We start from the raw sequence: 21,531 nt of genomic DNA on the forward strand, positions 1-21,531 counted from the left end.
CGTTAATACGTAGCGCAGCGCTAGTGTGCCGGCAAATGAACCGAGAAGGCAGCACCCTTGCCCGCCTCCGACTTGATCGAGAGTCTGGCGTTGTGACGTGTCAGGATATGCTTGACGATGGACAGGCCGAGGCCGGTGCCTTTCTGGGTCCTGCTGTTCTCGACATCGACACGGTAGAAGCGCTCGGTGATGCGCGGAATGTGCTCCTCGGGAATGCCGGGACCGAAGTCTCTGACAGTGACGTCGATGCCCGGCTCGGGGCCGGCATCGTTGTGCGCAATCGTCACCACGACACGCCCGCCTGACTGTCCATATTTGCAAGCGTTTTCCAGCAGATTTTCGAAGACCTGGAAAAGTTCGTCGCGATCTCCGGGCACATCGAGCGGCCCTTCCGCGAACTCCCGCTCGATGGCGATGCCGTTCTCCCTTGCAAGCGGCCCGAGCGAATCGATGACGCTGTCGAGGGTCTGGCGGAGGTCGACCTCGGTTCCCGGCTTCAGATAGGGTTTCATCTCCAGTCGCGACAGCGACAACAGGTCGTCGATCAGCCGCGCCATGCGGCCGGTCTGGTTCTGCATGATCTGCAGGAACTGCTCGCGTGCCGCCGGGTCGTTGCGGGCCGGGCCGCGCAACGTCTCGATAAAGCCGGAGATCGAGGCGAGCGGAGTGCGCAGTTCGTGGCTGGCATTGGCGATGAAGTCGGCGCGCATCCGGTCGATCCGGCGCGCCTCACTCTGGTCCTTGAAGACCAGAACATAGAGGTCGGTGCCATGGCCGACCGAGGACGCACTCACCCGGTAGGCACGTTCGACCGGTAGCTTTTCGGTATAGTCGACGACGTCCGAAGCGGCGACTCCCGTTAAAATGCTGTCCAGCAAGGCCTGCATCTCTGGCGCACGGAATTTCAGCGACAGCGACATGCCCGGTGCGATGCCGCCGAAGGCAGCAAAGGCGGCAGCGTTGGCATGGACGATCGTGGCGGCGCGATCGAAAATGATCAGAGGATCGGCAACGGCCGCCGCGAGATATTCTCCCGACAGCTGTTGCAGCCCGCTCGTCTCTATCGCCGCGGCATCCTCGGCGGACTGGCGCGGAGCGCCGGTCGGCAGCATCGCGGCGACAAGCAGCAACCCGGCACATGCCAGCATCACCACGTAGCCGGATGCGAAGACATAGACCGTCAAGACCGCGACGATGCCAGCAGCCAGCAGCCAGCGGCTGTTCCACAGCCGGACGGCAATGGCTTGAGCCGTGCTTCGCTGTTCTGCGCCCATGTCAGCCATTGTCAGCCATTCGCGCGCGCCGTGCCTCCGCCTCAACCGGCCGGCCGGTTGGAAACTTGCCACTGGACCGGCATTAGGGTGCTGTGCGTCCAATCGGACGCACAAGAACGCTTTACCAGCTTTAGTCCGCTGCATCGTTCTTTCCGAAAATCGATTCCGATTTTCGGGCTGATGCAGTAAGGCTCCCAATAGCATGAGTTCGGAAGCTGGAAAGGTTCGTCTCGATGAAAAATCCCAAGGAAGATGCCGCCGCGCCCGTTGCTGGTCCGCTGAAGATACGGATCGACGGCAAGGAGTTCGAGTTCGACATCGAAAATCCCGAGCTTCCGGATTGGGTCGAGGACAACAAGCTGACCGCCGGCGGCTATCCCTACGACAAGAAAATGAAAAGCGACGAGTATGACGAGACGCTCGAACGGCTGCAGATCGAGCTGGTCAAGGCGCAGGCATGGCTGCAATCGACCGGCAAGCGGGTGATGTCGCTGTTCGAGGGACGCGATGCCGCCGGCAAGGGCGGTACGATTTTCGTGCTGCGCCAATACCTGAACCCCCGGACAGCGCGCAACGTAGCGCTGACCAAACCGACGCCTACCGAACTCGGACAGTGGTATTTCCAGCGCTATGTTGCGCACTTTCCGACATCCGGCGAGTTCGTCACCTTCGATCGCTCCTGGTACAATCGTGCCGGCGTCGAGCCGGTCATGGGCTTCTGCACGCCGGAGCAGCATCAGAAGTTCCTGGACGAGACGCCGAATTTTGAACGGATGATCTGCAACGAAGGCATTTATTTCTTCAAATTCTGGCTGAACATCGGTCGGGAAACACAGCTTGAGCGGTTTCACGATCGCCGTTGGAGCCCTTTGAAAAGCTGGAAATTCTCGCCGATCGACGTTGCCGGCATCGCCAAATGGGACGACTACACCAAGGCGCGCGATCTCATGTTCGAACGCACGCACCAGGAATTCGCGTCCTGGATTATCGTGCGGGCCAATGACAAGCGGCGCGCGCGACTTGCCGTCATCCGGCGCATTCTGCTGTCGCTTCCCTATGAGGGGCGCGATCTCGACACCATCGGCAAAGAAGACAAGAAGATCATCGGAGAAGGACCTTCATTCCTGGGAACGGGGGCCTGAGCACTGCCGCGCGCCTCAAGGACGCGCGGCATGATTACGGAATATTCTTGTCATTCTCCCGAATGACTTATCACGCCGCCAGCCGGGCAATCCGCTGCAGCCGCCGCAGTGTGGTGTCGTCCTGCAACGCCTGCTGAAACAGCGAAATCTCCTGGTCGATGCGATCGCAAAGCGCGCCTGTGTCGCCCTTGAGCAGGTCGCGCGTCTGCAACAGTGCGGCGACCGGCTTCTTGGCGAGTTGCCTGGCTCTGCCAAGCGCGGCTTCCTCGACATCGCCCATCACGATCTCCGTGACCAGGCCAAGCATCCTGGCGTCCTCGGCACTGAGCGTGTCGCCCAGGCAGAAGAAACGGAAAGCGCCGGCATAACCGAGTTTCTGCGGCGCCAGGATGCTGGTCGCTGCGTCCGGCACGAGGCCGAAATCGACGAACGGCACCCGAAACGTGCTTTCATCAGATGCGATCACCATATCGCAATGGAACAGGATGGTGCAGCCAACGCCGACGGCGTCGCCATCGACACAGGCAAGGACCGGTTTGGGGAACGTCGCCAACGTGCGGAACATGTCGGTGACGGCGGCGATCAACCGTTGATGCTTGGTGGCATCGAGGAACTCGGAGAAGTCGCCCCCGAGGCAGAAGCAGCCGGCGAGGCCGCGCAGCACCACGACGCGTACATCGTCGTCGACGGCGGCTTCATGGAAGGTCTTGGCCAGGCTTTCATAGGCTCGCCTATCCAAGACCGGCCGGCCGTCATCCGACGACACCGTGACGATCAGCGTATGGTTGCGGAACTCTGTTTGCGTGTGGACGTTCATGGCCATCTCCATCTCACGAGGCCTGCCTCAGTCCGAGCCTGTCGGGATACCCCCTGGCCAGCACCGGCGCGAAATGACTGCGACGCGAACGGATCACCTCAAGCGTATGCTCGTTGAAGGTGAGCAGCGTGGCGACGACCTGCTGGTTGCCATAGGTGCGCTGGTAGCCAAGCGGCTTCGCCAGGAAGTGCAATTGCAGCGCCCGCAGGACCCACATCGGCTCGAACTCGATGATCACCTGATTGACGTTGCGTTTCAGCCCCCACTCGACGAAGCCGGCAATGAGCTCGGTGCCGACCGTCGATACGCCGCGCTTGCCGTCACGAAAGCCCGGGGCCACAGCATAGCGGGTCAGTTCCCAGACGCTGGGCCCGGACGGCGGCGTCCCTTCATAGAGGTCCGCCAGCACCTCGGTCAGAAGATGCGCCCGCGTTGTCGGCAACATCCGCTGATAGCCGGCAAGTTCGCCGTTACGAATGACGAGCTGATGCACCGCCTCGTCGTGGTCGAACTGATCGACCTCAAGGCCGTCGGGACGCTGCAGGTCGGTCCACCCCATTTCCTCGACGAAAATCTTGTAGCGCAAACGATGAACGGCCTCCCAAAGGTCGGGGCGTTCCATAAGTTCCTGTGTGGTAAGGGAAAAAAGCATCTGCCGTCTCCTGGGTTCAATAGGAAGATACGGCCGGGCTTTCCCCAGAAAATTACGCGATCACGTAGGCAAGAATTTCTAGGCCGGCGCGGCCGAGCTAGCTAATATAGCCGCGCCTTATCGCTTCCGCGACCGCCTGCACTCGGTTGACGGCGCCGAGTTTGCTTTTGGCGTTAAGAAGGTGTTTCTCTGACGTGTGTTCCGAAATGCCGAGAATTTGTGAAATCTCCCATTCGGACTTCCCGACGGCGGCCCATTGCATGCATTCGCGCTCACGCGGCGTTAGTTCGACGTGGTCGATGGTCTTGGCCGCCATCGTATGGAGTTGCATGGCGCGGCCGATCGCATAGGTCGCCGCCAACGAGACCTGCCCGAACTCGGCCTCCGACAGTTCCACGGCCTCGCCGCCGAGCGACACCATGACGATCTGACCATCGAGCGTGACCAGCGGGAATGCCATGCCGTCGCGCAGCTTGAATTCGCAGGCGTCGCCCATGACCTCGCCACTGCTCTTGTCGATGCGAATGCCCTGAGACGCTTCCCGCCATTGGAACGGCGCCTGGAGCTGCTTCATATGGCTGACGACGGGGTCATGATCGACGTAGTTGCGCGCCACATAGCGCTCCAGCCACTCTCCCGGCCAGTCACAAAGCAGCACATGGTTCTTTTGCTGGCCTCGCGGCGTGCCTGGCTGCGGAACCGTCCCGGCCATCAGCGCCGTCAGGCCGAACTCCGAGGTTATACCAAGCAGTTTCTCGCAGACCGCCGCCGCCGTACTGGCGTGCTGCAGCTGATCTATGAATTCCAGTGTTCTATCGAAGTGGCCCATCGCAACATCTACCCCATGTTGCCTTCCGCGTTGAGATCAACGGGTCCAGTGCTTGGCCTGCACCTTGCCATCAACCCCGGATTACAAACCTGCTCTCCTCTGTTTACAGCGCCTTGCAGCTGCCCTTCCAGCCGACGCCACACATGTTTGCAAGCTCGCCAAAGCATATCCCTAAATCGGCGTGATGAAATCAAAAACCGTTGTGCCTGTGTCATTTTCGTACCAAAAGCCACATTGGACAGGACAGGACGGAGCTCGATCGTGGTAATTCGGTGGATGTCCATCGTCTTGATGCTGGCAATGACGGGAGCACAATGGCTCACGGGTGCGCGTGCCGCGGAGCCGCAAGTGCCGGTGCTGTGGGATGCCAAGGAGCGGCTGCCGAAGCCCGATCTTTCCGCGCTGCCGCGTCTGAGATTCCTGACCACCACCGATTTCCCGCCTTTCAATTTCCTCGACGGCGCAGGCCGCTTGTCCGGCTTCCACGTCGATCTGGCGCGCGCCATCTGCACCGAACTCGGCGTGGCGGAAAAATGCCAGATCCAGGCGCTGCCCTGGGCCGAGCTCGAAGGGGCACTGCAGAAGGGCGAAGGCGAAGCGATCATTGCCGGCATCGCCGCCACGCCGGAGTCGCGGTCGAAATATGCTTTCTCGCGCTCTTACCTGCAGTTTCCGGCGCGCTTCATCATGCAGAAGACAAAAGCGCTCACAGAACCGATCTTCGACAGACTTCGCGGCAAACGCGTCGGCGTGGTCGTCGGCTCCGCGCATGAGCGGATGCTGCGCGATTATTTCGGCAGCGTTCAGGTCGTCCCCTTCGACCGGCCGGAAGAGCTCTACGATGGTCTCAAGGCCGGCAAGGTCGACGCGGCGTTCGGCGACGGCATGCGCTTCGCCTTCTGGCTGGGCGGTTCGGATGCCGCGGCCTGCTGCCGCTTTGCTGGCGGCCCCTATCTTGCGCCCGAATATCTAGGCTCGGGCATGGCCATCGCCACAAGGGCCGGCGATCCGGCGCTGGCCGCGGCGTTCGATTACGCATTGCAAGAGATTTCGGTGAAGGGCATCTTCGCCGAATTCTATCTGCGCTATTTCCCGGTCAGTTTTTTCTGATCCGGCCCGGTCAGTTTTTTCTGAACCTTCGGGACCCGGATCAGGTCAGCGTGCGAAGGCGAGCCTTGGCGGCCCGGGCGATGGCGGCGACGGTGAGCGTATCGAGATCGAGCTGGCGACGAATGAGTTGCAGCACCCTCACCTCCTCCAAGCGCATTTCGAGGTCGACGGCCGCAACCTCGAAAGCTGCAGCATAAGCGGTGTCAAGCAGCCGCTCGGGCAGTGCCTCCGAGACGCGCGCTAAAACGCCTTCCAGTCCGTCCTTTTCATGCAGCATCTTCTGGCAGTCCTGGGCGACGCCGACCAGCCGGTCGTGGTCGAAATCCTCGAACACCGGCCACGAGCGAACGACGTCGCCAATTCGCGCTAATTCGACATCGGTCATGTCGCGATCGGACGCGGAGGTGATGACCATCAGATAGATCAGGGCTTCATGCGGCGGCAACGACATTTAAAAACTCCTCAAATGGGCTCCGAAGTTAGGAACGAGGCATCGACGCCGCAAGGAAAAAGAGCTGCGATCGTTGACGCCCACGGCACGCGCGCCTAGAGACCGGTTGAAAAACCTGGTCCGGCCCCCTTGTTTGCGGCGATGCCGGCGAATGATTTGGAAAACAGTGACATGGCGGGATCAAACATCATCGATCTCAATCCCGAGGTGCTTGCGGCAGCGGCTGAAAGCAAAGCATGGCCGTTCGAGGAAGCCAGGAAGATCGTAGAGCGCTACAAAGGCACTGACTTTCCCGAGATCGTACTGTTCGAGACCGGGTACGGTCCGTCGGGGCTGCCGCATATCGGTACTTTCGGCGAGGTCGCACGCACCTCGATGGTGCGCCACGCCTTCCGTGTGCTCACCGGGGACACGGTCAAGACCAAGATCTTGTGCTTTTCCGACGACATGGACGGTATGCGCAAGATTCCGGACAACGTCCCCGATCGCGCCGCACTCGAACCGCACCTGCACAAGCCGCTCTCGTCCGTCCCCAACCCTTTCGGCGGCGACTATGCGAGCTTCGCAGACCACAACAACGCAATGCTTTGCCGCTTCCTGGACACGTTCGGCTTCGACTACGAGTTCGCCAGCGCGACGGAATACTACAAGGCTGGCCGTTTCGACGAAGTCCTGCTGCGTGCTGCCGAACGTTTCGACAAAATCATGGACGTGATGCTGCCGACGCTCGGCGAAGAGCGCCAAGCGACCTACAGTCCGTTCTTGCCGATTTCCCCCAAGAGTGGCCGCGTGCTTTACGTCCCCATGAAGCATGTCGACGCCAAGGCCGGCACCATCACTTTCGACGATGACGGTACCGAGACGACGCTTCCCATAACCGGCGGCAATGTGAAGCTGCAATGGAAGCCGGATTTCGGCATGCGTTGGGCGGCGCTCGGCGTCGATTTCGAAATGTTCGGCAAGGACCACCAGACGAATGCGGTGATCTACGACCGTATCTGCAACATCCTGGGTGGGCGGGCGCCGGAGCATTTCGTCTATGAGCTATTCCTGGACGAGAACGGCCAGAAGATCTCGAAGTCGAAGGGCAACGGACTGAGCATAGACGAGTGGCTGACTTACGCGCCGACCGAAAGCCTCGGGCTCTACATGTACCAACGCCCGCGGCAGGCCAAGAAGCTTTATTTCGACGTCATTCCGAAGGCGGTGGACGAGTATTACGCGTTTCTGTCCGCCTATCGCCGGCAGGAGTGGAAGGAGCGGCTGGGAAACCCCGTCTGGCATATGCATGATGGTAACCCGCCTGTTGTCGATCTGCCCGTGTCGTTCGCGCTGCTGCTCAATCTGGTCAGCGCTTCGAACGCGCAGAACAAGGACGTGCTGTGGGGGTTCATTTCGCGTCATGCACCGGGCGTCACGCCGAAGACCCACCCCGAGCTCGACCGGCTGGCCGAATATGCGATCCGTTATTTCGACGATTTCGTGAAGCCGGCCAAGGTGTACCGCGCCGCCGACGCGGTCGAGCGCGAGGCGCTGACGAAGCTCTCCGAAGCGCTCGCTGCATTGCCGTCAGGCGCCGATGGCGAGGTGATCCAGAACGCCGCCCTCAACGTCGCGCGCAAAATCGAACGCTATCAGGACCATTCGAAGCAGAGCCCGGAAGGCGGTCCCGGCGTCTCCGTCGCCTTCTTCCAGATGATCTACCAGGTGCTGATCGGACAGGAGCGCGGCCCGCGCTTCGGTTCCTTCGCCGCGCTCTACGGCACCGCAGAAACCCGCGCGCTCATTCAGAAGGCGCTGGCTGGTCAGCTGGCGGCGTAGCCGCCGTCTCGGTTGGCGGTGTAGCCGTCGTCGCCGATGGATCGAGAATCGGCTGCGACGTAGCCGCGACAGGGGCTGGCGCCGGAGGCAGGCCGGAGAGACTGGGCGCCGGCCCGAAAATGCCCTTCCTCGCCGTACGCGCCTTCTCGCCGGCCTCGACGTAAGGACCGTTCTTGGCGGCGCGCGCCCAGCCGTTTTCGATCAACCACTGGCCGACATCCTGGTTGCCGACGCGGCATTCAGCGGCGATCAGATCACGGCCGCCTTGGGGCGGCACCGTGCAGACCACCGCCCGGCCGCGCAGGAAAGCACGGAACGCCGTTCGCGCCCGGGTGCCGCACGTCCAGGACTTGCCGCCGTCGATGCAGGTCTCGTCCTGCCTGACAATCTCGATACCGGAAATCGCGACCGAGTAGCCCTTGGCCTCGATCACTCCTGCGGCCGGCGCGACCGGCTGAAACAGTTTCGTCCCGTTCCAGTCGTCGGGCATTTTCGGCTTGGGCGGTTTGGGCGGTCTGGCCAGCGCCAGCTCGCTCAGCGGCGCACGCGGCTCGACCCGTTCAAGCTCTTCGGCCTGAAGCTGCGGCGGCGCGATGACCTCGGGATCGATTGCCCTCGAATGCGCCTCCGGCCTTGCCACCTCGGGTCGGGGAATCGCTGATGTAGCAGGCGCTTCGGATTGCGCCGCCATGCCGGCCTGCGCCCGAGCTGCGACACGGACGTTTTCGTCATGCAGCACGGCGCGACCGCCGGCGACGATCGCGGCCCCCGTCGCCAGGATCGTCAACACCGCCGCGGCGGCATGGAGCGGACGCACCGGCGGCCCCTACTGGCTTGCCCAGACAATCCGCGCCACCCATTCGACATCACGCATTGGGATGTCGCGGTCGGGGTGATCAGGATTGAGCGAGACCAGCATGATCGACTTGGCCGTCTGACGGTCCAAGACCTTGGCCATCACCTCGCCGGCATTGGTCTTGACGACGACCCGGTCGCCCTTGCGGGTGGCGGCGCCCGGCTCGACGATCAGGACGTCGCCGTCGCGGTAGAGTGGCAGCATGGAATCGCCCTGGACCTGCAGCGCATAGGAGGTTTCGGTCGCCTGTGCCGGAAGCTCGATCAGGTCCCAGCCCTGCCCCGCCGGAAAGCCGGCATCGTCGAAGAAGCCGCCGGCGCCGGCCTGGGCGAAGCCGAGCAGCGGCACGGAAGACCTCTGCGCGGGCAGGGATCCGAGCCCGGGCTTGCCCCGGCCCTCGACCAATCCCGTGAATTCGTCGAGCGAGGCGCCCGTCGCCTCGATGATCTTGGCCAGCGATTCGGTCGACGGCCAGCGCGGTCGCCCGTCCGAGGACAGCCGCTTCGACTTGTTGAAGGCAGTCGAATCGAGGCCCGCGCGCTTCGCCAGCCCCGACGCCGAGAGCGAATAGCGCTCGGCGAGAGCGTCGATAGCGGCCCATACGCGATCATGCGAGAGCACTTTCGCTCTCCTTCAGAACAGGAAAAAATACCTTCCCCGTTCTAACCGGTGGCCGAGATTTTGTCCACCACCGAAGGCGGCGTCATGCCGCCTTCTTCACCTCGCCCTTCGCGTAGGGATCGAAGCGCTGATAAAAGGTCTCGCCCTTCTCCGCCATGTCGAGCAGGAGCTTGGGCGCCTTGAACTCGGCTCCGTACTTCTTCTGCAGACCCTTGGCGATCTTGACGAATTTCTTCGCACCGAAGCCGTCGATGTAGGACAGCACGCCGCCGGTGAAGGGCGCGAAGCCGAAGGCGAGGATCGAGCCGACATCGGCTTCGCGCGGATCGGTGACGATGCCCTCCTCCATCACCCGCACCGCCTCCAGCGCGATGGTGACCAGGAGCCGCTGCTTCAGTTCCTCGTAGTCGACTTTTTCGGGTGCCAACTGCGGATAGAGATCCTTCAGCCCCGGCCACAGCTTCTTCTTGGCAGGCTTTTGCGGATAGTCGTAAAAACCCTTGCCGTTCTTGCGGCCGAAACGGCCATGCGTATCGACCAGCGTGTTGATCAGCGCCATCTGCTTCGGGTCGACCGCCTTTTCGCCGAGATCGCGCATGGTCTGCTTCATGATCTTCTGGGCAAGGTCGATCGCCGTTTCGTCGGTGAGCGCCAAAGGACCGACCGGCATGCCGGCGGCCTTCGCCGCATTCTCGATCATCGGCGCCGGAACGCCCTCGATCAGCATCTTGTAGGCTTCCGACATGTAGCGCAGCACGCAGCGGTTGACGTAGAAGCCGCGCGTGTCATTGACGACGATCGGCGTCTTCTTGATGGCGCGGACGAAATCCATAGCGGTGGCCAGCGCCTTGTCGCCCGTCTTCTTGCCCAAAATGATCTCGACCAGCATCATCTTGTCGACCGGAGAGAAGAAATGGATGCCGATGAAATTCTTCGGCCGCGCCGAATTCTTCGCCAGCGATGTGATCGGGATGGTGGAGGTGTTCGATGCAAAGACCGCCGACGGCTTCAGCACGGCCTCTGCCTTTTCGGTAGCGTCCTTCTTGACGCCTGAATCCTCGAACACCGCCTCGACCACCAGGTCGCAGCCGGCAAGATCGGCATAGTCCGCCGTCGGCGTGATCAGCGACAGCAGTCTGTCCTTGTCCTCCGGCTTGGCGCGGCCTTTCCTGACCTGATCCGAGATCAGGTTGTCCGAATGCGCCTTGCCCTTGGCGGCAGCTTCCGTATCGCGGTCGAGCAGCACCACCGGAATGCCGGCCTTGGCCGTGACATAGGCGATGCCGGCGCCCATGAAGCCGGCGCCGAGCACGCCGATCTTCTTGAACTTGGTTTCCGGCACGCCGGCCGGGCGGCGCGCGCCCTTGTTCAGTTCCTGCAGCGAGACGAACAGCGAGCGGATCATCGCCGCCGCTTCCCTGGTCTGCATGATCTCGGTGAAATAACGCTGCTCGATGCGAAGGGCGGTGTCGAATGGGACCAGCAGGCCTTCATAGACGCATTTCAGGATGGCAGCGGCAGCAGGATAGTTGCCATAGGTCTCGCGACGCAGGATAGCGATTGCCGGCGGCCACAGATTGGCGCCGGCCACCGAATAGACCGGGCCGCCGGGCAGCTTGAAGCCCTTCTCGTCCCACGGCGCCACCGGCTTCAAACCATTTTTGATCATGGCCTTGGCGGTCTCGACCAGCTTTTGCGGCTCGGCGATCTCATGGATCAGGCCCATCGACTTGGCCTTCTGCGGCGACAGCGTCTGGCCGGAGGTCAGCATCTGCAGCGCCTGCTGCTGGTCGGTCAGCCGTGGCACCCGCTGGGTGCCGCCAGCGCCCGGGAAGATGCCGATCTTCACTTCGGGGAGCGCCATCTTGACCTTGTCGGAATCGGCTGCGACACGGCCGTGGCAGGCGAGCGACAGCTCGAACGCGCCGCCCATGCAGGTGCCGTTGATCGCCGATACCCACGGCTTGCCTGAAGTCTCTAGCTTGCGGAACAGGCCGGTCATATAGCCGGCATTGTCGAACAGCGCCTTGGTCGCCTTTTCCAGGTCCCTGGCTTTGTCGGCTGCGAACTTCGACAGCATCTTCTGCAGCATGGTGATGTCGGCACCGCCGGAAAACGTGTCCTTGCCGGAGGTGATCACCGCCCCCTTTATCGCCGCGTCGCTCGCCACCTTGTCGACGATGGCGTTTAGTTCCAGCATCGCGTCTTCGGTGAAGACGTTCATCGACCGGTCGGGCATATCCCAGGTGATCAGCGCGATGCCGTCTGCGTCGGTGTCAAGGGTGAAATTGGTGTAGCTCATCGGTCTCTCTCCCGTCAGACGCGTTCGATGATCGTTGCGGTACCCATGCCGGCGCCGATGCAGAGCGTGACCAGCGCGGTGTTCAGGTTCCGGCGCTCCAGTTCGTCCAGCACCGTGCCGAAGATCATCGCGCCGGTGGCGCCGAGCGGATGGCCCATGGCAATGGCGCCGCCATTGACGTTGATCCTGTCGTGCGAAATGTCGAAAGCCTGCATGTAGCGCAGCACCACCGAGGCGAAAGCCTCGTTGAGCTCGAACAAGTCGATGTCCGTCAGCTTCATTTTGGCGCGCTTCAGCAGCTTCTCGGTCACGTCGACCGGACCGGTCAGCATCAGCACCGGTTCCGAGCCGATATTGGCGAATGCGCGGATGCGTGCGCGCGGCTTCAGGCCGAGCGTCTTTCCAGCCTTCTTGGACCCGAGCAGAACGGCCGCCGCGCCGTCGACGATGCCAGACGAATTGCCGGCGTGATGGACGTGGTTGACCTCCTCCACCTCGGGGTGCTTCTGCACCGCGACGGCATCGAAGCCGCCCATTTCGCCGGGCATGACGAAGGACGGGTTGAGTGCCGCCAGCGACTGCATGTCGGTCGAAGGCCGCATATGCTCGTCATGGTCGAGGATGGTCAGACCATTCTGGTCCTTGATCGAGATCACCGAATTCTTGAAGCGGCCCTCGCCCCAGGCCTTGGCGGCGCGCTTCTGGCTCTCGACCGCATAGGCGTCGACGTCGTCGCGCGAAAAGCCGTATTTGGTGGCGATCAGATCGGCCGAAATGCCTTGCGGAACGAACCAGCCTGGCAGGCCAACCGAAGGGTCCATGAACCAGGCGCCGCCGGATGCGCCCATGCCGACGCGCGACATCGATTCGACGCCGCCGGCAATCACGATCTCGTCGGCACCTTGCGCGATCTTGGCGGCGCCGAAATTGATGGCGTCCAGGCCCGAGGCGCAGAAGCGTGAGATCTGCATGCCGGGCGCCGTGGTCGCATAGCCGGCCTCGAAGGCGGCAGCGCGCGGAATGACAGAACCGGCCTCACCGACCGGATCGACGCAGCCGAAGATGATGTCGTCGACGGAGCCGGTGTCCAGCCCGTTGCGGTCGCGGATCGCTTCGAGCACCTTGGCGCCGAGCCGCACCGCCGGCACTTCGTGCAGCGAGCCATCCTTCTTGCCCCTGCCGCGCGGCGTGCGCACGGCGTCATAGACGTAAGCTTCGGCCATTTTCCTGCTCCTTGGGTTTGCTGAAAAGTCGCTCAGAGAGAGCGCCCGATCAGCAATTTCATGATCTCGTTGGTGCCGCCGTAGATGCGCTGGACGCGGGCGTCGCGGAACATACGGGCGATCGGGTACTCATTCATGTAGCCATAGCCGCCATGCAATTGAAGGCATTCGTCGACGACTTTTCCCTGCAGGTCGGAAAGCCAGTATTTGGCCATCGAGGCCGTGACCGGGTCGAGGCCGCCATCGATGTGGCGGGCGACGCAGTCATTGTAGAAGACGCGGCCGATGGTCGCCTCGGTCTTCAGTTCGGCCAGCTTGAACTGGGTATTCTGGAAATCGATGATCGCCTTGCCGAAGGCCTTGCGCTCCTTGACGTAATCGATGGTCAACGCCAGCGCCCGCTCGACCATCGCAATAGCGCCGGTGCCGATCTGCAGCCGCTCCTGCGGCAATTGCTGCATCAGCTGAACAAAGCCCTGGCCTTCCTCGTGGCCGAGCAGATTGGAGGTCGGCACGCGCATATCGTTGAAGAACAGTTCCGACGTGTCGTTGGCCTTGAGCCCGATCTTGTCGAGGTTGCGGCCGCGCTCGAACCCTTCCACCTCGTCGGTCTCGACGACGATCAGCGAAGTTCCCTTGGCGCCCTTGTCCGGGTCGGTCTTGGTAACGACGATGATGAAGTTGGCGAGCTGGCCATTGGTGATGAAAGTCTTCGAGCCGTTGACCTTGTACTGGTTGCCATCCTTCTCGGCTCGCGTCTTGACGCCCTGCAGGTCGGAGCCGGCGCCGGGCTCGGTCATGGCGATGGCGCCGATCAGCTCTCCGGTCGCCAGTTTCGGCAGCCACTTCTTCTTCTGCTCTTCCGAACCGTAGTGGAGGATGTAAGGGGCGACGATCGAATTGTGCAGGCCGATGCCAAAACCGTCGACGCCGACATGACCGATCGCCTCGATGATGGCGCTCTCATGCGCGAATGTCCCGCCCGAACCCCCATATTCCTCCGGCATCGATGCGCAGAGCAGGCCGGCCGCACCCGCCTTTAGCCAGCACTCGCGGTCGACCATCTCATTCTTCTCGAACTCGTCATAGCGCGGCGCGATCTCTTCCGACATGAAGCGGTGCGCCATGTCGTAGAGCATGCCGACCTCGTCCGCAGCCCAGGCGGGTTTGGGTAAAGCAAGCACTTCGGCAGGATTTGTCGCCACGATTTCCTCCGCGTATCGACAGATTAAGGGCCTGATGTACCGACCCCGTCGAACTTAGAACGCTTCCGCCGGCAGTGCCATCAACGTATCGGCGCCGCTGGAGATGCGGGCGAGATGCGCCGACGTCTCCGGCATGATCCGCTCCATGAAGAAGCGCGCCGTCACCAGCTTGCTGTCGTAGAAGGCCGAAGAACTATCGGCACCATTCGCCAATTTCGCCCCGGCTGCCTTGGCCATCTGCGCCCACATGTAGCCCAGCGCCACAAGGCCGAAGAGATGCATGTAGTCGGTCGAGGCGGCACCGGCGTTGTCGGGCTTGGCCATGCCGTTCTGCATCAGCCACATCGTCGCCGCCTGCAGATCGTTGAGACCCTTCTTCAGCGCCTTGGTGAAGGGCGCCATCTTCTCATCAGCGCGGTTTTCCTCGCAGAATTCGCCGACCTCCTTGAAGAAGGCCTGCACGGCGCGACCGCCATTCAGGCCGAGCTTGCGGCCGACGAGGTCGAGCGCCTGGATGCCGTTGGCGCCCTCATAAATCATCGCGATTCGGGCATCGCGCACGAACTGGCTCATGCCGTGCTCTTCGATATAGCCGTGGCCGCCGAACACTTGCTGCGCCATCACAGCGTGGTCGAAGCCCTTGTCGGTGAGCACGCCCTTGATCACCGGCGTCATCAACCCGGTGTAGTCGTCGGCAGCCTGGCGGTCGTTGTCGTCGTCCGAGCGGTGGGCAATGTCCGACTTGATCGCCGTCCACAGCGCCAGGGCGCGACCGGCCTCGTTGAAGGCCTTCATCGTCATCAGGCTGCGGCGGATATCGGGATGAACGATAATCGGGTCGGCTTTCTTGTCCGGCGCCTTCGGCCCGGACAGCGAGCGACCCTGCAGGCGATCCTTGGCGTAAGATACAGCGTTCTGATATGCGACCTCCGACAGCGAAAGCCCTTGCAGGCCAACGCCGAGCCGGGCCTCGTTCATCATCGTGAACATGGCCTTCAGCCCGCCATTGGCCTGGCCGAGCAGCACCCCTTGCGCCTCGTCATAGTTCATGACGCAGGTCGAATTGCCATGGATGCCCATCTTCTCTTCAATCGAGCCGCAGGAGACGGTGTTCTTCTCACCCGGATTGCCTGCTGCATCGAGCTTGAATTTCGGTACGATGAACAGCGAGATGCCTTTCACGCCCTCCGGTGCGCCCTCGATGCGGGCGAGCACCAGGTGGACGATGTTGGCGGACATGTCGTGCTCGCCGGCCGAGATGAAGATCTTCTGGCCTGAAATCCTGTAGGTGCCGTCGCCGTTGGGAACCGCCTTGCTGCGCAGCAGCCCGAGATCGGTACCGCAATGCGGTTCGGTCAGGTTCATAGTGCCGGTCCAGACGCCTTCGACCAGCTTTGGCAGCCATGTCGCCTTCTGCTCGTCGGTGCCATGGGTAATGATGGCCGCGATCGCGCCCTGCGTTAGGCCGGGATACATCATCAGCGACATGTTGGCCGAAATCATATACTCGGAAACAGCCGTATGCACCGCGTAGGGCAGGCCCTGGCCGCCAAATTCGACCGGTGCGGCCAGCCCCATCCAACCGCCCTCGCGGTACTGGTCGAAGGCTTCCTTGAAGCCTTTCGGCGTCGTCACCAAACCGTCGTCATGGCGCACGCAACCCTCCATGTCGCCGACGCGGTTGAGCGGTTGCATGACGTTTTCGGCGAGCTTGGCGCCCTCGGCGAGGATGGCTTCGACCACATCCGGCGTCGCGTCGGAAAATCCGGAAAGATTGGAGTAGCGTTGGTACCCAAGCACCTCGTTCAGCACGAACAGCGTGTCCTGGACCGGCGCCCTGTAGATCGGCATGCGTTTCCTCCACCATGCGGCCTTAGCCCCGAAATCAGGCCCCAAAATCATGTCGGGGACAGCATGCGGAGCACTACTGGGCTCGGAATAGCAAAAGTTGACGTTTGCGTAAACGTCAATCTTTTGCTGCGGCAAATTTTCCCGGCGTCTCGCCCGTGAGCGTAGCGGTGCTACGCCATTGAAGCCAGTGGCAACGATTGGAACGTATTCTTCCAACGCGGCCGGGAGACAGCGGAAACAGCCTCGCAGCCAAGGCCGCGCGGCTCTCACTCGCCAGAAGGACGTTGCCGGAAGCCGGCGAAGCCGAACTATCTGGCGGCGCTGGCCTGGAGCGCGGAACGTTCGCTTAGCATCTGACGCACTGCCGCCATCGAGTTGCTCAACTCGTTGATGGCGTCGTCGATCAACGCCCGCTGCTTCTGCAAGCGGGCAAGCTGCTTCTCCGACTTGTCGAGCGCCAGCCGCAACTGCTTGGTGTTGGAACCGGTCGGGTCATAAAGGTCCATCATCTGCTTGACGTCGCGCAGCGAAAACCCGACCTTGCGACCGAGCAGGATCAGCTTCAGACGCGCCTTGTCGCGGCGCGTGTAAAGACGGGTCGAGCCGTCGCGCTGCGGATTGAGGAGGCCCTTGTCCTCGTAGAAACGCAGCGTGCGCAGCGTTACTCCGTATTTCTTGGCCATCTCGCCGATGCGGACAAAATCCTCGCGGGCTTGATCAGACATGTCATTGGTATTGGCCGCGGCTTCGCCGGGCGAAACAAGTTTCATGGTCACTGGCTTTCCCCGTCTGGTGGCGCCGCGGTCCCGGACCAAGCGTCGCCTGAGTGGAAGCAGGGGCATGCTTCCAGTCGTGGTTTCAACAAACAAATCGCAAACGGCACGGTCTGTGCACCTTTACGTTTACGTCAATTCTATATCGATAGCCGCCTCACGACGCAAGGGTGTTGTATGGGCGGAACTTTATGCCGCATCCGCCAGCGCAACAGCTCGGCGCTTTAGGGGTCCACCAACACAACGTTGCAACTTCTTAAGCTTGGTTAACGCGTTGTTTACCACGTTGGGCGAAATGTGCGCATGTCGGTGACCCGTGTTTATCCTGTAGCGAATTTTTCACGGTTTTTCGGAGCGCGGGTGAAACCCGGGAAGATCGCCTTCCACCGCAGCAAAGCCGCGGCCGCCTTCGTTTCCGGCAGGACTTGGGAAACTGGTCATAAGCCAGAGATTAGACGGACCAGTAATTCTGAACGGGCGCATCGATGAACAGCAAGCGGTCCTATCTCGATACACTCAACGCCGGCAGGCAGCGCAGGCCGCACACCACGCTTGAACAGCTCAACCGCTCCCTGGAAACCCTGGAGCAGCGGCTGGAGCGGACGCGCGAGGACATGAGCGAGCGTCCCGATCCGCGCCGGCCGGGCGCGGAGCCGCGCTATGCCAGCGCACGGCCCTATGATGATCCGCGCCCCGCGCAGCCGCCGCATAGCCCGGCGCCGGCTGCTTTCGACCAGAATTACCAGGCGATCGCCCGCGACATCGACCGCGTGCGCGGCCAAGAAGACAGCGTTGCCGTGGTCGGCAAGATCGCCGGAGAATTGCGCGGCTTGCGCGAGGAACTGCGCCACCAGATGACCACCGGCCTGCAGCGCGAATTCGAGGCGCTGCGCAGGGACATCGAGCGGGCTTTTCAGGCAAGCAATCAGCCGGGCGGCCAGTCTGGCGGCGGCAAAGGCAGCGCCGAGCTGGCCGTCGAGTTCGAGCGGCTTTCCGGCGCGATCCAGACTCTGGCCGAAAAGAGCGACGACAGAAGCGTCAACATGCTCCGGCTCGAGTTGGAGCAGGTCAAGGCCGCGCTCGACACGCTGGCGCGCGAGGAGAGCGTGCAGGCGGTCGGCCGCCGCTGGGACGATTTCGACCGCCGCTGGACCGCGTTCGAGGATCGTGTCGATGCCGATCAGCGCAAGCGGTCCGATGCACCCGGCCTTGCGATGCTGACCGACCGGCTCGAACAGATCAGCAATGCCGTCAACAATCTGCCGGAATCGCTGTCGTTGCGGTCGCTTGAAGAGAAGGTCCGCACTCTTGCCGGCGCCGTCGATCATTTCGCCAGGCAGCAGGACAGCCGCGGCAGCGGCACATTCGGCATGATCGACGAGCGGCTGGACGAAATATCCCGCGCCATCGTCGCCTCGACGGTCGCCGCGCAGTCCAATTCATTCGATCCCGAACTCTTCGAACGCATCGAGACGCGGATTGCCTCGCTTGCCCAACAGATCGAGGAAGTTACGCAGGTTCACCCCGATGGCGAGGTCATCGACCGCCTCAATATGCTGTCGAGCCGGGTGGACGAGCTCGCCGGCAGGGCCAAGCTGCCGGAACAGGCGATGGAGCGTCTCGACAGGCAGATCGCGCTCATCGCCGACAAGATCGACCGCGCGCCTGCCATGCCGGACGCCGATTACATCTTCCAGGGGCTGGAACAGCGTTTCGACGTGCTGTCCGGCATGATGGAGCGCCGCCACGGCGACGCGATCGAACAAGGCAACATGCTGTTTCGCGATCTCGAGCGCCGGCTCGACGAAGTCGCCGACAGGCTGGACCAACGCATGCCGCAGATCGAAGGGTCCGGCATCATGGACGCCATCGACGCCCGCTTCGATGCGCTGGCCAAGCGCATGGAGACGCGCGTTCCCGATCTCGCAGGCGAAGCGGCGATTCGTGGCCTGGAAAGCCGGCTCGAAGACATTTCAAGCCGGCTGGATTCATCCGCGGCGCAAGTCGCCGGCATCGACCCGGCCCTGATCCGCAGCCTGGAAGCGCAGGTTGCGGGTCTGTCGGCGCATCTTTCGAAGCCCGGCACGCCACTGCCGGAATTCGAGGACATCAGCCCGCGTCTCAACGAAATCGAAAAGTCGCTGGCTGGCACCCGCGATTCCATCCTCAGCGCGGCGCGCGAAGCAGCCGAGAGCGCTGTGCGTTCGCTGGCCGGCTCCAGTGCCAACACGACGGCCGTTTCTGGCCTCGCCCAGGATCTGAAGACGCTCGAAGCCCTGACGCGCCGTTCCGACGAGCGCAATTCGAGGACCTTCGAGGCTATCCACGACACGCTGCTCAAAATCGTTGACCGACTGGGTTCGCTAGAGACCGGCGAACCGACCGAAGCCGCGAGCGAGTTTACGAAGGCTGCCGCGCCAGAGCGCGCGCGGGCGGCACGAGCCTCCAAGATCGCGGTCCGGGACGCGCCATCGATGGATATCGACCAGCCATTGCCGCTGACGGGCGACATGGCCGACCTCGACAGTCGTGCCGCTGCCATCATGCGCAATGAGCCAGGCTCGCGTAGCGAACCGGGCACGCGCACACCGGCCGAAGCCGCTGCGGCCGCGGCAATGGCGGCGCTTGGCTCGGACACGATCACGGACAGACGCGAGCAGACCGGCGGCCGGAAGTCGATGCTCGGCGGACTGGCACGCGCCTTCAAAGGCAAGAAAGAGCCAGACGTTCCACCGCTTTCCGGCTCCGCTCCTGAAGTCGAGATACCGAGTGCCGATCTCGACGAACCCCTGGATCCGAAGATTGCCAACCGGCCGCTGGAGCCCGGCTCCGGCCCACCCGATCTGAACGCCATCATGAAACGTGTACGCGACGAACGCGGACCGCCGGTCAGGACCGGCAATGCCGATGCATCGAAATCCGACTTCATCGCCGCGGCCAGGCGCGCAGCGCAAGCGGCCGCTGCCGAGGCCGAGGCTCTCAAGCGGCAATCGACGACAAGCGGCCCGGTGAAGGCGCTCAGGATCGGCGACCTGCTCAAGGCGCGGCGCAAGCCGATCCTGATGGCCGCCGCCGCGGTCATGCTGGCGCTTGCCGGCCTGCAGCTGGGCAAGGCCTTTTTCTCCGATCCCATCGAAGTGGCCGGCAACGATGCGGTGTCGATCGTGGCCGCGCAGCCAGCGGAAACCGCGTCGGCCGGTACTGCCAGCGAGCCGAAGACGGACGCACAAACTGTCGTGCAGGACAGTGCGCCGGACCGCGTCGTCCGGCAGGCGGAGCCTTCCGAACCGATAGCCGAGGACGATATCCCAGCCCGGACCGCCCTCGCCGCGCCGTCGGGCGCCGAAACGCCGATGGACACCGGACCCGAGACCGAGCCTGTTCCTGCGCCCATGGCTTCAGCTGCATCGCCCGATCCGGCAGACGCAGCAGCATCGACACCTGGGGCCCCTGCGCCTTCAAACACCGCGCCAATGGCTACAGCGCTGGTCGCCACGCCGGCGACCCAGGAGAGGACCGGCACGGTCACGCCCGCGGATGCTTCGACGGCCGCGCCCACTGCCAAGATCGACATCCCAGCCGATGCCGGTCCGGCTGCATTGCGTGACGCAGCGGCCGACAGCGACGCCAAGGCGCTGTTCGAAATCGGCTCGCGTTACGCCGAATCGCGCGGCGTCAAGCAAGACATGGCAGCGGCCGCCAAATGGTACGAGAGATCAGCCGAACTCGGCTTCGCACCGGCGGAATACCGCATCGGCAATTTCTATGAGAAGGGCATCGGCGTCGCGCGCGACATCAAGAAAGCGAAGACCTGGTACCAGCTCGCCGCCGAGCAGGGCAACGCCAGCGCCATGCACAATCTCGCCGTGCTGTTCGCTATGGCGGCGGACGGCGTGACCGACAATGATTCGGCCGCGCACTGGTTCCAGGCCGCCGCCGATCTCGGCGTCAAGGACAGCCAGTTCAATCTCGGCATCCTGGCGGCGAAGGGCGTCGGCATGAAGCAGAATCTCGAAGAATCCTACAAATGGTTCGCGCTCGTCGCCAAGACCGGCGACAAGGATGCGGCGGCAAAGCGTGACGAGATCGCCAAGGCGCTCAGGCCCGATCAACTCGAACGTGCGCGCGGCGCGACCGAACTGTGGAAGGCGAAGCCGCTCGATCCTGCGGCCAATTCGGCCGACATTCCCGAATCGTGGCAGGACGGCACGCCGCAGACGACCGCCAGCGTCGACATGAAGAAGGCCGTTCAGAACATCCAACGTATCCTCAATAAGAACGGCTATGAGGCCGGCAATGCCGATGGCGTGATGGGCCAGAAAACCAAGGACGCCATCATGGCTTTCCAGACCGACAACGACATGAAGGCGACCGGTACGGTCGACGAAAAGCTGGTCAAGGCGCTGCTTGCGCGCAAATAACGGCAGATGCGTCGTTTACACGATGCCCTTGCCACACATTTGCCTGTTAACTGATTGAGTTGTTTTTTGTTTCGGCTGTACGGCGGGGTTTGACTTCGCCGTCCTGCCAGCGCAAGAACAATTTAGCTTTTTGGCGCAAAAATGCCCGCAACGGTTGCATTCGCCGAGAGGCAAACTGATCGA

16 protein-coding genes are annotated in these 21,531 nt (G+C 62.6%); 4 read left to right on the top strand and 12 right to left on the bottom strand.

What is annotated here, in order from left to right; genetic code table 11:
- Positions 1 to 20: 20 nt before the first annotated feature.
- A complete protein-coding gene (locus tag ABID19_RS06525) occupies positions 21 to 1,283 on the bottom strand; it encodes an ATP-binding protein (RefSeq protein WP_354488968.1) in 1,263 nt (420 codons plus the stop codon).
- Between the two features lie 224 nt (positions 1,284 to 1,507).
- On the opposite strand from ABID19_RS06525, the gene ppk2 reads away from it, so the two are divergent.
- Positions 1,508 to 2,416, top strand: coding sequence for a polyphosphate kinase 2 (gene ppk2 / locus ABID19_RS06530; RefSeq protein ID WP_354488969.1), 909 nt, complete (start codon positions 1,508 to 1,510; stop codon positions 2,414 to 2,416).
- A 70-nt stretch (positions 2,417 to 2,486) separates the two neighbouring features.
- Here the strand turns inward: ppk2 and ABID19_RS06535 are convergent, their stop codons facing one another.
- From ABID19_RS06535 to ABID19_RS06545, 3 genes are all read right to left on the bottom strand, one after another.
- Positions 2,487 to 3,233 (bottom strand): enoyl-CoA hydratase-related protein, encoded by a 747-nt coding sequence (locus ABID19_RS06535; RefSeq protein ID WP_354488971.1) that lies wholly within the window; start codon positions 3,231 to 3,233, stop codon positions 2,487 to 2,489.
- Positions 3,234 to 3,246: 13 nt separating this feature from the next.
- The gene (locus ABID19_RS06540) at positions 3,247 to 3,885 is read right to left on the bottom strand and encodes an acyl-homoserine-lactone synthase (RefSeq protein WP_354488973.1); all 639 of its coding nucleotides are present in this window, start codon (positions 3,883 to 3,885) and stop codon (positions 3,247 to 3,249) included.
- A 97-nt stretch (positions 3,886 to 3,982) separates the two neighbouring features.
- Complete coding sequence (locus ABID19_RS06545; protein ID WP_354488975.1) at positions 3,983 to 4,714, bottom strand: helix-turn-helix transcriptional regulator; 732 nt, start codon at positions 4,712 to 4,714, stop codon at positions 3,983 to 3,985.
- A 276-nt stretch (positions 4,715 to 4,990) separates the two neighbouring features.
- Here ABID19_RS06545 and ABID19_RS06550 point away from each other — a divergent pair, with 276 nt between their 5' ends.
- A complete protein-coding gene (locus ABID19_RS06550; RefSeq protein ID WP_354488977.1) occupies positions 4,991 to 5,824 on the top strand; it encodes a transporter substrate-binding domain-containing protein in 834 nt (277 codons plus the stop codon).
- A 40-nt stretch (positions 5,825 to 5,864) separates the two neighbouring features.
- Here ABID19_RS06550 and ABID19_RS06555 read toward each other — a convergent pair whose 3' ends face one another.
- Positions 5,865 to 6,275, bottom strand: a complete 411-nt coding sequence (locus ABID19_RS06555) for a tellurite resistance TerB family protein (RefSeq protein WP_352933892.1) — start codon at positions 6,273 to 6,275, stop codon at positions 5,865 to 5,867.
- Between the two features lie 171 nt (positions 6,276 to 6,446).
- On the opposite strand from ABID19_RS06555, the gene ABID19_RS06560 reads away from it, so the two are divergent.
- Positions 6,447 to 8,096 carry a lysine--tRNA ligase gene (locus ABID19_RS06560; RefSeq protein ID WP_354488979.1) on the top strand — a complete coding sequence of 550 codons (1,650 nt, stop codon included), beginning with the start codon at positions 6,447 to 6,449 and terminating at the stop codon, positions 8,094 to 8,096.
- Here the strand turns inward: ABID19_RS06560 and ABID19_RS06565 are convergent.
- The 7 genes from ABID19_RS06565 to ABID19_RS06595 all read right to left on the bottom strand — a co-directional run bounded on the left by ABID19_RS06565 (position 8,059) and on the right by ABID19_RS06595 (position 16,924).
- Complete coding sequence (locus ABID19_RS06565; RefSeq protein ID WP_354488981.1) at positions 8,059 to 8,913, bottom strand: thermonuclease family protein; 855 nt, start codon at positions 8,911 to 8,913, stop codon at positions 8,059 to 8,061. The two genes, ABID19_RS06560 and ABID19_RS06565, sit on opposite strands and share 38 nt — an antisense overlap.
- A gap of 9 nt (positions 8,914 to 8,922) precedes the next feature.
- On the bottom strand, positions 8,923 to 9,573 hold the full coding sequence (locus tag ABID19_RS06570) for a S24 family peptidase (protein WP_352933900.1): 651 nt from the start codon (positions 9,571 to 9,573) through the stop codon (positions 8,923 to 8,925).
- Between the two features lie 82 nt (positions 9,574 to 9,655).
- Positions 9,656 to 11,875, bottom strand: coding sequence for a 3-hydroxyacyl-CoA dehydrogenase NAD-binding domain-containing protein (locus ABID19_RS06575; RefSeq protein WP_354488983.1), 2,220 nt, complete (start codon positions 11,873 to 11,875; stop codon positions 9,656 to 9,658).
- Positions 11,876 to 11,889: 14 nt separating this feature from the next.
- Entirely contained in the window at positions 11,890 to 13,098 is a 1,209-nt protein-coding gene (locus tag ABID19_RS06580; RefSeq protein WP_354488985.1) for an acetyl-CoA C-acetyltransferase, read from the bottom strand.
- 32 nt (positions 13,099 to 13,130) lie between these two features.
- Positions 13,131 to 14,303, bottom strand: a complete 1,173-nt coding sequence (locus ABID19_RS06585; RefSeq protein WP_354488987.1) for an acyl-CoA dehydrogenase family protein — start codon at positions 14,301 to 14,303, stop codon at positions 13,131 to 13,133.
- A 54-nt stretch (positions 14,304 to 14,357) separates the two neighbouring features.
- Entirely contained in the window at positions 14,358 to 16,154 is a 1,797-nt protein-coding gene (locus tag ABID19_RS06590; protein ID WP_354488989.1) for an acyl-CoA dehydrogenase, read from the bottom strand.
- A gap of 308 nt (positions 16,155 to 16,462) precedes the next feature.
- Positions 16,463 to 16,924: a MerR family transcriptional regulator gene (locus tag ABID19_RS06595; RefSeq protein WP_354489486.1), complete on the bottom strand. Its 462-nt coding sequence runs from the start codon at positions 16,922 to 16,924 to the stop codon at positions 16,463 to 16,465.
- 488 nt (positions 16,925 to 17,412) lie between these two features.
- Here ABID19_RS06595 and ABID19_RS06600 point away from each other — a divergent pair, with 488 nt between their 5' ends.
- On the top strand, positions 17,413 to 21,348 hold the full coding sequence (locus ABID19_RS06600) for a peptidoglycan-binding protein (RefSeq protein ID WP_354488991.1): 3,936 nt from the start codon (positions 17,413 to 17,415) through the stop codon (positions 21,346 to 21,348).
- Positions 21,349 to 21,531 lie beyond the last annotated feature (183 nt).

This window comes from Mesorhizobium robiniae (assembly GCF_040545535.1).
GTDB classification, from domain to species: Bacteria; Pseudomonadota; Alphaproteobacteria; order Rhizobiales; family Rhizobiaceae; genus Mesorhizobium; species Mesorhizobium robiniae.

What these genes read in the sequence shown, in the direction of transcription:
- ABID19_RS06595 (WP_354489486.1), bottom strand. Translation starts at nt 16,924, where the DNA reads ATGAAACTTGTTTCGCCCGGCGAAGCCGCGGCCAATACCAATGACATG.
- ABID19_RS06535 (WP_354488971.1), bottom strand. Translation starts at nt 3,233, where the DNA reads ATGAACGTCCACACGCAAACAGAGTTCCGCAACCATACGCTGATCGTC.
- ABID19_RS06560 (WP_354488979.1), top strand. Translation starts at nt 6,447, where the DNA reads ATGGCGGGATCAAACATCATCGATCTCAATCCCGAGGTGCTTGCGGCA.
- ppk2 (WP_354488969.1), top strand. Translation starts at nt 1,508, where the DNA reads ATGAAAAATCCCAAGGAAGATGCCGCCGCGCCCGTTGCTGGTCCGCTG.
- ABID19_RS06525 (WP_354488968.1), bottom strand. Translation starts at nt 1,283, where the DNA reads ATGGCTGACATGGGCGCAGAACAGCGAAGCACGGCTCAAGCCATTGCC.
- ABID19_RS06590 (WP_354488989.1), bottom strand. Translation starts at nt 16,154, where the DNA reads ATGCCGATCTACAGGGCGCCGGTCCAGGACACGCTGTTCGTGCTGAAC.
- ABID19_RS06555 (WP_352933892.1), bottom strand. Translation starts at nt 6,275, where the DNA reads ATGTCGTTGCCGCCGCATGAAGCCCTGATCTATCTGATGGTCATCACC.
- ABID19_RS06540 (WP_354488973.1), bottom strand. Translation starts at nt 3,885, where the DNA reads ATGCTTTTTTCCCTTACCACACAGGAACTTATGGAACGCCCCGACCTT.
- ABID19_RS06575 (WP_354488983.1), bottom strand. Translation starts at nt 11,875, where the DNA reads ATGAGCTACACCAATTTCACCCTTGACACCGACGCAGACGGCATCGCG.
- ABID19_RS06550 (WP_354488977.1), top strand. Translation starts at nt 4,991, where the DNA reads ATGTCCATCGTCTTGATGCTGGCAATGACGGGAGCACAATGGCTCACG.
- ABID19_RS06545 (WP_354488975.1), bottom strand. Translation starts at nt 4,714, where the DNA reads ATGGGCCACTTCGATAGAACACTGGAATTCATAGATCAGCTGCAGCAC.
- ABID19_RS06600 (WP_354488991.1), top strand. Translation starts at nt 17,413, where the DNA reads ATGAACAGCAAGCGGTCCTATCTCGATACACTCAACGCCGGCAGGCAG.
- ABID19_RS06580 (WP_354488985.1), bottom strand. Translation starts at nt 13,098, where the DNA reads ATGGCCGAAGCTTACGTCTATGACGCCGTGCGCACGCCGCGCGGCAGG.